This window comes from Bradyrhizobium sp. Kon69, assembly GCF_055807515.1.
Window position 1 is genome coordinate 64,986 of sequence record NZ_JBVVOS010000028.1, and the last position, 14,377, is coordinate 79,362.

Annotated in this window: 11 protein-coding genes; 5 read left to right on the top strand and 6 right to left on the bottom strand. The window is 60.7% G+C overall.

Translation table 11 applies throughout. The annotated features are described in order from the left end of the window. The gene (locus AC0L3U_RS30665) at nt 1-1,458 is read right to left on the bottom strand and encodes a lipopolysaccharide biosynthesis protein (RefSeq protein ID WP_007606791.1); all 1,458 of its coding nucleotides are present in this window, start codon (nt 1,456-1,458) and stop codon (nt 1-3) included. A gap of 219 nt (nt 1,459-1,677) precedes the next feature. Here AC0L3U_RS30665 and AC0L3U_RS30670 point away from each other — a divergent pair, with 219 nt between their 5' ends. Further along, nucleotides 1,678-2,823, top strand: a complete 1,146-nt coding sequence (locus AC0L3U_RS30670) for a glycosyltransferase family 4 protein (protein ID WP_473294078.1) — start codon at nt 1,678-1,680, stop codon at nt 2,821-2,823. Between the two features lie 21 nt (nt 2,824-2,844). On the opposite strand, the gene AC0L3U_RS30675 is transcribed toward AC0L3U_RS30670, so the two are convergent. From AC0L3U_RS30675 to AC0L3U_RS30690, 4 genes are read right to left on the bottom strand one after another with little or no spacing between them, the layout of a single operon-like run. Then, nucleotides 2,845-3,936 (bottom strand): acyltransferase family protein, encoded by a 1,092-nt coding sequence (locus AC0L3U_RS30675; protein ID WP_007606789.1) that lies wholly within the window; start codon nt 3,934-3,936, stop codon nt 2,845-2,847. After that, the gene (locus AC0L3U_RS30680) at nt 3,933-5,042 is read right to left on the bottom strand and encodes an acyltransferase family protein (RefSeq protein ID WP_007606788.1); all 1,110 of its coding nucleotides are present in this window, start codon (nt 5,040-5,042) and stop codon (nt 3,933-3,935) included. Before AC0L3U_RS30680 ends, AC0L3U_RS30675 begins: the two co-directional genes overlap by 4 nt. A 6-nt stretch (nt 5,043-5,048) precedes the next feature. Further along, a complete protein-coding gene (locus AC0L3U_RS30685) occupies nt 5,049-6,386 on the bottom strand; it encodes a hypothetical protein (protein ID WP_007606786.1) in 1,338 nt (445 codons plus the stop codon). 7 nt (nt 6,387-6,393) lie between these two features. Continuing rightward, nucleotides 6,394-7,596 carry an acyltransferase family protein gene (locus AC0L3U_RS30690; protein ID WP_456769695.1) on the bottom strand — a complete coding sequence of 401 codons (1,203 nt, stop codon included), beginning with the start codon at nt 7,594-7,596 and terminating at the stop codon, nt 6,394-6,396. Between the two features lie 448 nt (nt 7,597-8,044). Between AC0L3U_RS30690 and AC0L3U_RS30695 the strand changes: the two genes are divergently transcribed. The 4 genes from AC0L3U_RS30695 (at nt 8,045) to AC0L3U_RS30710 (ending at nt 12,874) form a co-directional block, all read left to right on the top strand. Continuing rightward, nucleotides 8,045-8,782, top strand: coding sequence for a hypothetical protein (locus AC0L3U_RS30695; RefSeq protein ID WP_231171083.1), 738 nt, complete (start codon nt 8,045-8,047; stop codon nt 8,780-8,782). A gap of 32 nt (nt 8,783-8,814) precedes the next feature. Next, nucleotides 8,815-11,046 (top strand): Wzz/FepE/Etk N-terminal domain-containing protein, encoded by a 2,232-nt coding sequence (locus tag AC0L3U_RS30700; protein WP_473364285.1) that lies wholly within the window; start codon nt 8,815-8,817, stop codon nt 11,044-11,046. 302 nt (nt 11,047-11,348) lie between these two features. Further along, a protein-coding gene (locus AC0L3U_RS30705; protein WP_088930964.1) for an IS630 family transposase occupies nt 11,349-12,297 on the top strand; the annotation gives its coding sequence in 2 pieces (ribosomal slippage) (nt 11,349-11,684 and nt 11,686-12,297; 948 coding nt in all). 289 nt (nt 12,298-12,586) lie between these two features. After that, nucleotides 12,587-12,874 carry a hypothetical protein gene (locus AC0L3U_RS30710; protein ID WP_007606777.1) on the top strand — a complete coding sequence of 96 codons (288 nt, stop codon included), beginning with the start codon at nt 12,587-12,589 and terminating at the stop codon, nt 12,872-12,874. A gap of 37 nt (nt 12,875-12,911) precedes the next feature. Here the strand turns inward: AC0L3U_RS30710 and AC0L3U_RS30715 are convergent, their stop codons facing one another. Beyond that, nucleotides 12,912-14,342: an undecaprenyl-phosphate glucose phosphotransferase gene (locus AC0L3U_RS30715; protein ID WP_007606776.1), complete on the bottom strand. Its 1,431-nt coding sequence runs from the start codon at nt 14,340-14,342 to the stop codon at nt 12,912-12,914. Between the last annotated feature and the right edge of the window lie 35 nt (nt 14,343-14,377).

Here is a 14,377-nt window from a genome sequence, read left to right on the forward strand (position 1 = left end):
TCAAGCGGTCGCACCGCGCTTCACGACGAAATCAATCAGGGAAAGGAGCTGCTTCCGCCAGAACAGCAGAAGGCCCGTCAGATAGGCCGCGCCAAAACAGGACGACAGCAGCCCGATCCGCAAATAGGGGTTCATGCCCAGCGTCGCCTCCCGGCACAGCACGACCGCGCCGTAGGCCAGAACGATGGCGCAAAGGCAGCCCGCGATGGGACGTAGAAACTGGCTCCAGTTCAAGCCAAGCAGCCGAAGCGCCAGCGCAAACGTGACGGGGGTCACCACGAGCTGCGAGAACGCGAAGATCGTGGCCAGTTGACCAATGTCGCGCGACGGAAGCAGGAACATGGCCGGCACGACCGTGCAGAATTTCAGGATGTTGAGCCCAAAGACATAGTTCGGCTTCCCCAGCGCGCCGAAATAGGCGCTGTTGACGAACTGCACCGTCTGGACCGCGCCGATCAGCATCAGCGGCCGCATCACGGCTTCGCTGCCGCCCCATTTCGCGCCAAACAGCAGCAGGGAGAACTCCGGCGCGATCGCCGCGAGCAGCACGAAGACGGGAGATCCGATCAGCGCGCCGAGACTGACGCTGCGCAGATAAGCGCCTGCGATGCGATCCCGCTCGTGCGCGATCCTGGACAAGGCGCTCAGCGCGACGTCCATGACCGCCTGGGTGAGAAGTTGCATCAGGATCAGGTAGACTCTCGCCCCGACCGTGTAGATGCCGAGCGCCGCGACGCCATAGAGCGACAGGATGATCATGTCGATGGTCCGCACGATGGCGAAGTCCAGCAGCCGGTTCAGCATGACGTGGATGCTGTAGCCGGAGAGCTCGCGGAGGCTCTTCAGATCGTAGCCGCGCATCGGCAACCATCGCGGCTGGCTCCAGAGCCACAAGCCGCTGATCGCGCTCTGAACGACCACCTGGATCACGAGGCTGAGGGCGCCAAACCCGGCATAGGCACAGGCGATCCCAACGACGCCGGAGACGGCTGTCGCCACCATGGTCCTGACCGCGAGCACGCGAAAGTCCATCTGGCGCTTGTAGAGCGCCTCCTGGAACAGGGTCGCGGTACCGATCGGAAGCGAGAGACTGGCGGCCGTCAGCAGCGGCGCGAGCCCCTTCACGTCGAACCAACGCTCGATATGTGTCGCGAGGAGTGCAATCAGAACGGCCAGCAGCACCGAGGCTGCAAACGAGCAGAAGAACGGCAGCGTCACATCGGCGGGCTCGAGCGTCCGCCGCTGGATCAACGCATCGCCGAAGCCGAATTCAGCGATGGAGCTCAAAAGCAGCAGGACGAAGGCGACCAGCGCCGCGAGGCCGAAATCCGCGGGATCGAGCAGTCGAGCCAACACCAGGAACAGCACGAACGACAATGCGCGGCCGCCCCAATTCTGCGCGAGCGACCAAAACAGCGCCACGACGACCTGATGTTGCCTGCCTCGAGTGACGTTCATCAACAATTCGACCCAATTTCGATCCAGACGACGCGAAACGATGATGACGCGCCACCGCTTGTCGCCGCTCACAACGGCGACTGATTGCTCGCGACATTACGACGGAGTGATGGCAATCAGATGAGCGCCATCACGATTCCGATTTAGAGTGGAAGTGAGTTCAAATCGTGGACTACACTCCAATCGCTCTCTGCGATGTGATGCAAAATGGATGCCTTGATGAATTCGCCCGCCCCGCGTTCTATCCCCAATTCCAGACGCCTGCGTGTGGCGATCTACGCACCGCATTTTGCAGAATATTCCTACCGGCTCGCTGCGGGATTGGCTCACCATTGCGACGTCAGGCTCGTGCTCAACCGCAAGGATGCCAACCAGCAATGGGAACTGGCCGATATCGCGGTTGCGGCTCCCTTCGAAACCCGGATTCGCGATTTGAGCCTGCGCCGCGGCGGCGTGCTCGGGATCCCGGCCTCTTTCTTCGACATAATTTCGTTTCGTCCGGACGTCGTTCATTGTCACGAAGTTCCGGAGATCTACACGTCCCGGCTGATCCAGTTCCTTCGCCCACTCGGCATTCCCCTGGTGCTGACGGTTCACGATGCTATCCCGCATTCGGAGGGCGGCTCCGGCACCTCGCCACGCGAGGACGGCTGGCGCGGACGCATGCGCGCCGCAGCCTCGATCGTCACGACACATGGCGAGAGTTGCATTGCCGGTTTTCGTCGCGCCTCGCCCGACTTCAAGGGCGCAACGGTCTCCAGCATGCACGGCGTGCTCATGGTTCCACCGGCCCGAGGTACGGTCGCGGCGCCCGAAGCCGCACGCATCCTGTTCTTTGGACGGATGTGGGCCTACAAGGGCCTCGACGTCTTCATCGACGCCATCGACATACTGGCCAAGCGCGGCGTGGCGCATGAGGCGATCGTCGCCGGCCGCGGCCCGGAAATGACCCGGCTCGGGGCGCGGATGGAAGCGATGCCGACGGTCAAGACCATCAACGCCTACATTTCGCCCGCGGACACCGGACAGCTGTTTCAGTCGGCGACCGTGGTCGCCCTGCCCTACAAGGATGCAACGCAGAGCGGCGTGCTTGCCTCCGCTTACGGCAATGCTCGTCCCGTCGTTGCCAGCGCCACCGGCGGCATTCCCGACGTCGTCACCGACGGAGTCAACGGGCTGCTGGTTCCACCGGGCGACGCCACTGCATTGGCCGATGCACTCGAACGCGTGCTGACCTCGAAGCCGCTGGCCGCGACATTGACCGACGGCGCACGGCAAACCGCGGCGGGTATTTTGAACTGGGACCACATCGCCGAACAGCTGCTGGGGTCCTATCACAAGCTCGCCGGCCGTACCGTGAGCTGACCGCGACGGGCACGCGGCGGCTCAAACCGATTGCCCGACCTTCAACGGCCGAAAGACCATGCCGCGGATCACGCCGTCCAGCAGGCGCCTCAGCCTGACCTCGATCAGCTCATAACTGACCGCGCTTGCGACCAGCGACATCACGAGCCCGAGCACGATGAAGGCGGCCCACAGCAGCCAGCGATCGACGCCGGCTGCGACCAGCTTCAGGCCGATCACCTGCAACGGGAAGAGCACGAACGGGTGCACGAGATAGAGGCTGTAGCTAATCTTGCCGACATATTGCAGGGCCGGGACGCTCAGAGCCTTGCCGAGGCCCGACTCCGGGGCAAGCACCATGCCGAACAGCAGGAAGCCGGGAAGCAACGCCACGAAGGGGTGAAACAGCACCAGGCTTGCATACATGGCCGCTCCGCAAGCCAGGCCCACGGCCAAGCCGAGACGTCCCGGAATACGAATCCGAAAGCCGGTGGCGCTGTAGAGCATACCGACGCAGAAGAACGCTGTGATCGGCCAATGCAGCAGGCAAGCGATGCCCAGCAGGATCAGGGGGGCTGCCAGCATCTTGCCTCCGACGCGCAGCATCGAGAACGTCACTGCAAACCAGATGTAGAACGCCCACTCATAGGTCAGTGTCCAGGCATTCTGCTGGGCGATGGGCATACCAAGCGCGTCCTGCACGAAAAACAGATTGGCCGCGAAGATCCCGAGATAGCTCGTCAGGTCGATTCCACGGAAGAACTTGTAGCCGACGATCGGACCTATCGCGAACAGCGCAAGATGCAGGACGACGAACACCGGCATGATGCGCAGGACGCGATCGAAGAAGAAGCGCGACAGCGAGCCGTGCCGCACCAGACTCGCCGGGATCAGGAAGCCGCTGATCATGAAGAACAGCTCGACGCCATGCCCGCCGACATTGATCACCGATTGCAGCCAGAGCCAGAGTGGCGGGAGGAAGCCGGGATCCGGGATGTCGTACATGCCTCCCTTCGGCATGTCGTAGAAATGATCCATCAGCACGCTCAGCGCCGCAATGCCGCGCAGCCCCTGGACCGACGGAACGAACGATCCGTCGTAGGCGGCGCCCGGCTGGTGCGGCGCGTTACTCATTCTGCAGCACCCTGGGTACTGAGCGCAGGCTCGAGAACGACCTTCTTTCTGCGTGCCGAGCGAAACCTTTGTCCGAACGCGATACTGGGCTTCTCGACGTATGTAAACGTCATCCAGCTGACCAGGATCGACAACGCCAGGATCAGGGTCAAGAAGATCGCCCATCCGAGCGGCCCGTCGCCGAACCAGACGAGGCGATGAATGAAGACGATCACGAACGGCGACATCAGGTAGACCGAATAACTGATCACGCCGACGAACGCCATCGGGCGCCACGCCATTCTCTCACCGAACACGGCAAAGCCGATGAAGACGAGCGCCGCGCAAACATAGGCCGCTGCGATCGAATAACTGTAGAAGAAATTCTCGTGGTAGACGCCTCCGAACCGCCGATCGGCGAGGGCGATGGCGAAGATCGCATACAGGAGCGTGCAGACCGCCACGTGGGACCATCGCAGCTTTCCGCCGATGACGGTGTCGCGGATGATCTTGCCCAGGAACATCGCCGACAGGTTCAGCCCGACCTCCATCACCGAGGAAACGGCCCTGTTCTCAACCAGGAGCGCAGCTGTGGTTCCGACCAGCGCGGCCGCAATGACGATCGTCACCGCCGTAAAGCGCCGGTTCAGCAGCCCCATCGCAAACAGAATGGTGCATCCGACATAGAACAGCAGCTCGATCGCCAGCGTCCAATAGAACACCCAGAGGTTCGGGACGTTCACGAAGGTCTGCAACATCGTCACGTTCGCGGCGATCTGCCCGAACGGATAGATTTTCGAATCCAGCAGCTGCATCGTCACGAGCCCGACTATGAGCGAGGTCCAGTAAGCCGGGTAGAGCCGGAAGAAGCGGCTGATGGCAAAATCCCGCACAGGCGTGGCGCTGTCCGGGAAGCTGAACGGAATGACGAAGCCGCTGACGAAGAAGAACAACACCACGCCAAACCGGCCAAAGTTCATGTAGTAGCCGAACACATCGTGGATGGGCCAGTAATAGGCACCCGTCGGGTGCTTCTGGACGATCACCTCGAACACATGCTGGACCAGGACCGACAACACGGCAATGCCGCGCAGCGTGTCGATGAATGCGAGTCGCCTATGCATCATTCGTTCTCACCTGCTTCCGCTTGCCGCCGGCATATCCGGACGGAAGCCTTCCAATGACGGCATCGGCGGCCGCACTACGATTGGTATGGCATCGCCGGCCCGCGTGGAGGCAGCGCGGCGCGAAAACACCTCGCTGAAGCTCAATGCGATGATCAGGAGGCCGGATGCCGGGCCGTAGTTCAACACCGTGATCGTGAACAAATTGACGACGAAGATCAGCGTCAGCTTGTACACGTCGGTCGCGCCGAAGGTCGCCCTGAACACCATCACCATGAACGCGACGAACGGCAGACCGAACATCAGGTAGGTCCCGATATAGAAATTGTCGACGGGCACCCAAAACGCCGCGAGCGGCGAGAACAGCTGCTGCGGATAGTTGAAGCAGCCTGCACCGCAGCCGGTCACCAGGCCGATCGGCATGAGCTGCGTCATGTAGATGAACGGCTTTTGCCAGCTGTTATTGATGCGATCGAGGATGCTGAAAAGGGTCGAATGCGGCACCGCGGCGGTCCCGGAAGCAACCACGATCATGAAGAACGGCACGAAGATCGAGGCATACGACCACAGCGCGATGGTCCGGATCGCGGGAAAGCGCGACCTCTCCGGTAGCATCCGCACGAACACGAGCAGAAGCAGATAGAGTACGAGGACGATCATGGTCGTCTTGCTCGTGGTCAGCTTGATGGTATAGATCGCAATGGAACCGAATAGGAGGCACCAGGTGGTGCTCATGCGAATAGACGTGATCGCGAACGACACCAGGATGAAGAAGGCGGCCATGGTGTTGTCGGCCGCAAAACCCATCAGGCGCTGGTCGTCCCCGCCATAGGCCCACCACAGCCGGCCCGCCTCCCGAACCGCGCCGAAGGACTCGTATTTATACCCGACCCAGGGCATGAGATAGAATTTGGTCAGCAACACTCCGATGACGGAAAGATAGAACGTCAAGGCGATGACCGACAGCAGTTTCTTGTACGAGCCGAGGCTCGAATCGCAAAAGCAGAATCCGACGAACACCGGCAGCATCATCTTAAACGATGAGATTGCTGCGTTGACCGTACCCAGCATGAAATAGCCGAGCACGAGCGACAGCATGATCTGCACCAAGACCAGGAGCGCCAGGGTACTGCGATTGCGCAAGATGCAATGGACGAAGAACTGGATGAGGCACAGAAGCGCAATGGCGTCGGGCACATACCAGAGCGCGTTCATGTGATAGATGCTGGTGTAATAGCGAATCACGCCGCCGAAGGCGTCGCGGACCAGATAGGCCCCGAGCGCGACTGCCTCGATGTTGAGGCTGATCAACGTGATTTTCGGCCGATGCAGCGCGAGGATCGTCATATCGGGCTCAGTTCGTCAGCCGCGCCGATTGCGCGGGAGATCGCGCAAAATCCCGACGGCTTCCGAGCGCATTTCGCATGAGCTTGCCGCCGGGGATTTCGACGTAGAGATAAGTGAAGTGCGAGACCGCCAGCACGGCGGCCAGCGAGACCACGAGGTTCAACGTCGCCGGCAGGCCCGCCCAGACCGAATCCAGCGCGGCTATACGCCCTGCCCCGACGGCCCGCACGAAATATTCGGCAAGCAGCACCACGAGCGCGTGCACCATGTAGATCGAGTAGGACCGTTTTCCGAGCCAGACCAGCGGCTTGACCACCAGCATCCGCGGCACCAGCAGCGCGTCCGGAAAGGCCAGCAAGCTGCCGAGGAAGATCGCGAACGTCACCGGCGCAAGGAACGTTGCCGCAGGATTGGTCTCCGACAGGGACACCAGCACGATGCTGGCGATCATGGCGGCGAATTGCAGCGCGCCCTGCACGGCAGGACCCGGCTTGGCCGGCAGGCGGTCGACGAACCTCACCGTCAGCACACCCAGGAAGAAGCTCACGAAGCAGCGCAGGATGCCGAAATCGGTCTGAAGCCCGAGGCTCCTCTTGTCCAGTACGAAGATGATGACGACCAGACTGCAGATCGCAAGCGCCCCGCAGAGAACGTAGAACCAGAGCAGGGACCGCATGCGCTGGGCAAGCAGCACGATCAGGCCAAACACCAGATAAGTATAGAATTCGACGCTGATGCTCCAGCTTGGCGCATTCCAGCTGAGATAGTCGATGAACCCCATCGAGTGCAGCAGCAGGACGTTGAGACCGAAGGAATAGGCATTGTTCACTTCGAACGCCGCCGGCGCGGCCACCACGACGCCGGCCATGACCAAACCGATCCGCAGAAGTCGAAACAGAAGATTTGCGATCAGCATGACGATGTGCAGCGGATAGACCCGCGCCAGGCGCCGCACCATGAACTCGCGCAGCGAGAAGCGCCCGAAATCGCCCTCGACGTAGCTGAGCGACATGACGATCCCGCTGAGAACGAAGAACAGATCGACCAGTAGCCACGAGCTTCTGAAGAACGAGCAGTTGATCCACGCATTGTGCGGGAACGCCGCGAGGAAGGTCGGCATCAGCAGGAGATGGTGAATCACCACCGACGTCGCGGCGATCCCCCGAATGCTGTCGAGCGGCAGGACATGCGCCTTCTCACGATGAACCATCTCCGTCACATCAACATTCCCAGCTATTGCACCGCAGCAGTGTGTATCAGGTCTTGCGCGTGTTCAATCTCTGCGATCGCGGGCTCGCATTCGACGCATGAGGGTCGACGATAATTTCAAGGCTCGCAGATCATTCGGACATGCGATCGCCAAGTTCACGCCACTTTTTACGTGAGATCGACCTGCGCCGGCGCGCAAGTCACTTCGGACGTGATGATTGCGAGTATTTACGTGCAAAGTGTGCGCGAAATTCGACGCTGCTGCGATCAACGCGACCACAAAGAGTTTTGATCCTTTCGCATGCACGCTGCCCCGCATATCGCCTGATAATTTTTCGCAGCCGGGAACAATGACTCGCGTAACGACTTGTGTCGGTTTTGCGACGCATGCCCGAGGCACTTCGACATGCAACGCCTCAAATCAGTCTGCAACATTCCTAGGCGGAGGCATGCCGATCTCGCAGGCATTGCATATCTCCATTTTGCAACCGATCGGGAAAAGGCAATGCACGCGTTGTCTTAGAGCACATGCACTCAGCTTTTGCGTCGCACAAAAATTGACACAGTTAGCTGTCAGGTTTCGCGTGTTCTCCTATTGCAACAGGGAGGAAGGGACACGGATGGGTTGCGGACTAACACGTTGTCTTGCGAGATCGCGATGGCTACCAATCATCTTGGCAGGTTCAGCCTTGATGGTCGGGAGTATCGATGCTTGCCGCGCCCAGTGCGTCGAATTTTCCGATCGTGCCTCACAGCTCGAACTCGACACATTCGTAAAATCGCCCTCCTCGCTCCTGGAGCGGCTGCGCAATGACAAGGAGAAGCTGAGATATCGGCTCTCCAACTATATCGCCACAAGCCCGTCGGTGTTGCCGTCCGTTCAGACGCTCATCTCCACTTCGGCTTCAACCGATCGCTCGTCCATCGGCGCCGCGCTGAGGATTGCCGAAGGGCGATGCACGTCGAAGAAGCCGGACGCCGCACGCAAGATCAGAGATTTCGTGCAGCGGATCGGCGATCTCAGCGTGCAGGCAGGCTATGCCGCCGCGGGAGACGACGCCTCCGGCGCCCAGGCGCAATCGCAAGACAAGGGCCCGGCGCAACCGCCTCGAGGCGGGGCGCTGCTCGAAGGCGAGTGGAAGACCAAGCTGGCCAACCCGTTCAAGCCCGTCCCCCTTCCGAATTGATCAGCGATCGTCAAAAGGCAGCGAATTAGCAAATGTATCAGCCTAGAGAACATTTCCAGTCGGGACACCGATTCGGCATCGAATTCGGCGGGGCCGTCCTCAGCTTCGAGCGCGTGACCGACGTCCTGCGCCGGCAATGGCCGATCATCGCAGCCTGTACTGGTGCTTCGCTGGCCCTGGTGATCGTCTATCTGGTCACGGCGCAACCCATGTACACGGCGAATGCCCGCATCATGATGGATACGCGCCAGGCCCAGGTGCTGGACAAGGACAGCAACGCCAACAGCGCCCTGATCGACACAGGCTACGTCGACAGCCAGGTCGAGGTGATCAATTCGGACGACCTGATCCTTTCGGTCGTCCGTCGCCTGAAGTTGACTGAGGATCCGGAGTTCAACGGCTCCAAACCGGGCCTTCTGTCCATTGTCCTGGGCAAGGTCATGTCGCTGTTCAGTTCCGGCGAACCGGGGTCGCAGGAGCAGCTCGAACATGCCGTGGTCGAGGCGGTCCAGAGGAACCTGAGAACCGAGCGCGTCCTGACGACCTATGTCTTGTCGCTAAACTATCGCTCCCGCAGCCCCGACAAGGCCGCCAAGATCGTCAACACCATTGCCAATGCCTATCTGGTCGGCGCGCTGGAAGCCAAATATCAGTCCACCAAGCGGGCAACCGAATGGCTTCAGCAGCGCAGCATCGAGCTGAGTGAGCAGGCAACCACCAGCGACCGTGCCGTGCAGACCTTCAAGGCCGAGCACAACATCGTCGGAACCAGCCGCGGCCTGATGTCCGAACAGCAATTGTCTGACCTCAATACGCAGCTGGTTCAGGCGCGCGCGGCGACGGCCGAAGCCAAGGCCAAACTCGACCGGATCAACACGATTTCGGACCAGGATGTCGCACAATCCACCGTGACCGACGCTCTCAACAATTCGGTCATCACCCGCCTGCGCGCGCAATACCTCGATCTCGCAGCTCAGTATGCCGATTGGTCCAAGCGTTATGGCAAGGCCCATCTTGCCGCCGTCAATGTGGCCAATAAGATGGAGGAAATCCGCAAGAACATGGCGGACGAACTGCATCGGATCGGAGACGCTTATCGTAGCGACTACGAGATCGCCAAGAGCCGGGAGGCTTCTCTCGACAATAGCGTGAAGGATCTCGTCGCCCAGGCCGGCCACACCGGCCAGGCCGAGGTCCAGTTGCGCGACCTCGAAAGCGCGGCCGACACCTATCGCAATCTCTACAACAATTTCCTCGAGAAGCTGCAAAGCGCGACGCAGAATCAGAGCTTTCCGCTCAGCGAGTCGCGACTCATCAGCACTGCCAACAGGCCGGATCGCAAGAGCTCGCCGCGTACGGTTCTGGCGCTGGTTGGCGGCCTGGTGGGCGGCCTCTGCCTCGGCTTCGGCGTCGCATTCGGGCGTGAAATGCTGAGCGATGTCTTGCGGACGCCCGGAGAGGTCGAGGATGAGCTCGGCGTGAAGTGCCTCGGCGTCCTGCCCGACATTCGTCCACCGACCAAGACCGGCGCGTTGTTGTCGACGTCCGCGAAGACCGGTCCACCCAACCTGTCCCGCTACGTCGTCGATCATCCATTCTCGCGGTTTGCCGAGACGTTGCGCAACATCAAGGTGTCGATCGACGTTGCGCGCCTGACCCGCGAGATCAAGGTGATCGGCATCGTATCGTCTCTCCCCAAGGAGGGAAAAACGACGGTGGCGGCCAACTTCGCCCAGTTGGTCGCGCTCACCGGACATCGCACGGTCCTGATCGACGGCGACCTGCACACGCGCTCACTCACGCGCGAGCTCGCGCCGAACGCCACGACCGGACTGGTCGAGGCGCTCAACGATCCGGCCAGCCTGGGCTACCACGTGCAGCGAAGCAAGGAGACGGGGCTTGATTTCCTGCCGTCCGTGGTGGCCTCCCGCATGGTCAATTCGGCCGACGTCATTGGATCGAAGGCGATGGCCGAGCTGCTCAAGGTGCTGAAAGAGCACTATGAGTACATCGTGATCGACCTGGCGCCGGTGATGCCGGTGGCGGATGCAAAGGCCGTCAGCTTCCTGATCGACGCCATGGTCTACGTGATCGAATGGGGGCAGACGACACGAAGCGCTCTTCAGGAATCGATTTCGGGATCGGAAGTCCTGCAGAAGAAATTGCTCGGCGCCGTGCTCAACCGCGCCAACCCGAAGATGCTCAAGCGCATCGAGGCTTACAAGGGCAAGCACCACAACAGTTACTACGTCGAGCATGCCTAAAGCATGGTTCGGAAAAGTGCACGGCGGCTATCCGAAAAGATCTTGCTTAGACCACGACCCAAAGCGCGATGACGATTCATCCTGATCGCATCGCCTTTTTAGGAGGCGCGACGTCGCGCCGAACTGGAACGACCTCGGGCCCGCGGCCATTTGGCAGCGGGCCTTTTTGCGTTTCGTGGAACTGTCGCTTGAAGGCGATCGAGGGCTCCTAGAGCGTTCCATTGCTTAATTGAATCGGAGGGGATTCCGGTTTTTGGCGGTTTGTGATTCAAGATGCTGACTGGATTGGAGGCCAGCATCGGATGACCCGACCTCTTTCCCTGGATCTTCGCGAGCGTGTGGTGGCGTCTGTTTTGGCGGGCGAGAGCTGCCGGTCTGTGGCGGAAAGGTTTGGTGTTGCGGTCTCGTCGGTTGTGAAGTGGTCACAGCGGCAGCGGGCGACCGGCTCGGTTGCGCCCGGCAAGATGGGCGGTCACCGCAAGCCTGTGCTTGATCCGCACCGCGCCTTCATTGTCGAGCGGATTACTCAGACGCCGCACCTGACGCTACATGCTTTGAAAGCGGAACTGGCAGCCTGCGGGGTCAAGGTCTCCCACAATGCGGTCTGGCTGTTCCTGCGCCGGGAAGGGCTTCGGTTCAAAAAAAACACTGTTCGCCCTCGAACAGGCTCGCGCCGACGTCTCTCGTAGGCGCCGGCGCTGGCGATCCTGGCAGGCCGGGCTCGACCCGGGCCGGCTCGTCTTTATCGATGAGACCTGGATCAAGACCAACATGGCCCCTTTGCGGGGCTGGGGGCCCAAAGGCGCCCGCCTGCGCGGCTTCGCGCCGCACGGTCACTGGCGCACCCTCACGTTCCTCGGCGCGCTCCGCCATGACCAACTCACGGCCCCTTGCGTCTTTGACGGGCCGATCAACGGCGAATGTTTCCGCGCCTATGTCGAGCACCTTCTCCTGCCAACCCTGCGCGATGGCGACATCGTCATTCTCGACAATCTCGGTAGCCACAAGTCGAAAGCTGTCAGGCAGATCATCAAGGCTGCTGGCGCCAGGCTCTGGTACCTGCCGCCATACTCACCCGACCTCAATCCGATCGAACAGGCTTTCGCCAAGATCAAACACTGGATGCGGCAGGCTCAGAAGCGCACCATCGAGGAGACTTGGCGCCACATCGGTCACCTCGTCCAAGACATCCAGCCGCGCGAATGCGCAAACTTTTTCGCTAACGCTGGTTATGGTTCAGTCAAAATGTGAAACGCTCTAGGCGCACGAGACCGACGATTGCGCCGAGCCCACCGCGACAGCTGAGGCCCCCGTATTCGTCCGGAATCCACAAACTACGGTTGTTGGCATAGCCAAAAGCAAGGATTGGCGAGACAACGATGGTTAGGACAATGCGCCAATTGGCAACCCTTCATCGGCAAGACGAGGCAATCCGGGTCCTCGATGCGTCAAAATGCCGAAACTTTTTAGCATCTTTCTTTCTGGGTTCCGTGAGGCTAGTCTTAGCCTATATTTTTAGTTCTTTGCCGGTGGGCTCGGAATGCTGATTGTCCTGACAATTCTGATGATTTGGGTTATGCTCAACATCCTGTTTGTGTTGATCGTTGTTCCCCCGCGCAAACCGCGCCCGCAGGCGATGGCGACGACGCTCTCGCCCGAGCCCATCGACCGGAGCCAGCGGGAAATCGAGCAGGACGAACCCTTCTCGGCCCGCTATGTCATCGTTTCCGTTGCGATGGGGGCTTTCTTCGTGCTGGTGCCGCCATTGCTCGCCTTGCGCGATGCGATCATGCGGCTCTTCAGCAGGTCGTCGAGAGACGGAACCTGATTCTTCGATCCGGTTCCGGCAGTGAAGGGCTGAGCGGCTAGTAGGCTTCCTGGAACATCACGGCGGACGCTGTCCGGACCATGATCTTCAGGTCGAGCCAGATGCTCCAGTTGCTGACGTACCAGACATCATACTCGACCCGTTTCTCCATCAGATCGATCGTCGGCGTTTCCCCCCTGAAGCCGTTCACCTGGGCCCAGCCCGTCAGGCCCGGCTTCATGTGGTGGCGGTAAACGTACTTGCTGATGAGCTCGTCGTAGTAATTGTCATGAGCAAGTGCGTGCGGACGCGGCCCGACCAGCGACATGTCCCCGCGCATCACGTTCCAGAGCTGCGGCAATTCGTCGATGCTCGTCATACGGAGGAAGCGCCCGATCTTGGTGACGCGGGCATCCTGCTTGGTCGCCTGGGCAATCGCCTCGCCGTTCTCGCAAACGGTCATGCTGCGGAACTTCCAGATCTCGAACGGCCTGCCATTGAAGCCGCGGCGCGACTGGCGAAATATGACCGCCCCCGGGGAATCAAGCTTGATCAGCACGGCAACGGTGAGCAGCAGCGGCGTCAGGATCACGAGCGCGAACAGAGCCACGCCGACATCGAGACAGCGCTTCTGCAACCGCTCGAGAATGGTGAGCGGCGGCCGCTGGATTTCGACCGCTACGGTTCCACTAACCGGCAGGAAGGGACGAGCCACCAGGTCGGCGATCGGATCGTCCGGCAGCAGGCGTATCGGCTGCGGGACTGCGCGCAGATAGGGCCCGAGCTTGCGGAGCATCGGCAATTCGTCCCAGTCGATCGCAAGCAGGTATTCATCGACGTCGGCCGAGCGCGACTGACGGATCACATCGCGAATCTGCCGCTCCCAATGGCCGTCATCCCGCTCGTCGCCAAGCACGAAATGGCGCATGACGTCGAAGCCGTTTCTCCGCAGGTCCTTGAAGCGGCTGGAGGTGAAATCGAGCGGCTTGAGGCTGAGCAGGATCACCTTGCGATCGACCAGCCGGCTTCTCGCAAAGCTCGTACCGAACACCGCCTGCCAGACGAAGCGAAGGCTGACCAAGCCAAGTCCGCCGATCACGGCGAACACGATGACGGTGCCGCGGGACAGATTGTCGGTCGATTTCAGCAAGAAGGCAGCAACGGCAAGGATCGTTAGTGACGTAAGCCAGATAAACACCGCCTTTCGAAGCTGCCAGACGATATTGAGCAGCCGGTGCGTGGCATAAACGTCCCTGAAATAGGCGACCGCAACGAACACCACGCCGACGAATAATCCCGCTCCCACCGGAGCGCCGTCGGTGGGCGAAGCGACGGCCGCGCCGTACAGCGAAGCCCCGGCGGCATAGCTCAACAGGATCAGCAGAAAGTCAGCAGCCATGACGACAATCTGAAATGGCCTCTGAAGAGCGCCACCTCGCGTCGACGACAGCGCGTGAGCGTTTTCAGAACCGTAAGTTGCAACAGCCATTCGAACCTCTACCTATCGAGAGAGTGTCTGACGCT

Excerpts from the sequence above, each read along its gene's own strand:
- AC0L3U_RS30675 (WP_007606789.1), bottom strand. The coding sequence starts at position 3,936 with ATGAGTAACGCGCCGCACCAGCCGGGCGCCGCCTACGACGGATCGTTC.
- AC0L3U_RS30685 (WP_007606786.1), bottom strand. The coding sequence starts at position 6,386 with ATGACGATCCTCGCGCTGCATCGGCCGAAAATCACGTTGATCAGCCTC.
- AC0L3U_RS30710 (WP_007606777.1), top strand. The coding sequence starts at position 12,587 with ATGCTGATTGTCCTGACAATTCTGATGATTTGGGTTATGCTCAACATC.
- AC0L3U_RS30700 (WP_473364285.1), top strand. The coding sequence starts at position 8,815 with ATGTATCAGCCTAGAGAACATTTCCAGTCGGGACACCGATTCGGCATC.
- AC0L3U_RS30665 (WP_007606791.1), bottom strand. The coding sequence starts at position 1,458 with ATGAACGTCACTCGAGGCAGGCAACATCAGGTCGTCGTGGCGCTGTTT.
- AC0L3U_RS30670 (WP_473294078.1), top strand. The coding sequence starts at position 1,678 with ATGAATTCGCCCGCCCCGCGTTCTATCCCCAATTCCAGACGCCTGCGT.
- AC0L3U_RS30695 (WP_231171083.1), top strand. The coding sequence starts at position 8,045 with ATGCCGATCTCGCAGGCATTGCATATCTCCATTTTGCAACCGATCGGG.
- AC0L3U_RS30680 (WP_007606788.1), bottom strand. The coding sequence starts at position 5,042 with ATGATGCATAGGCGACTCGCATTCATCGACACGCTGCGCGGCATTGCC.
- AC0L3U_RS30690 (WP_456769695.1), bottom strand. The coding sequence starts at position 7,596 with ATGGTTCATCGTGAGAAGGCGCATGTCCTGCCGCTCGACAGCATTCGG.
- AC0L3U_RS30715 (WP_007606776.1), bottom strand. The coding sequence starts at position 14,342 with ATGGCTGTTGCAACTTACGGTTCTGAAAACGCTCACGCGCTGTCGTCG.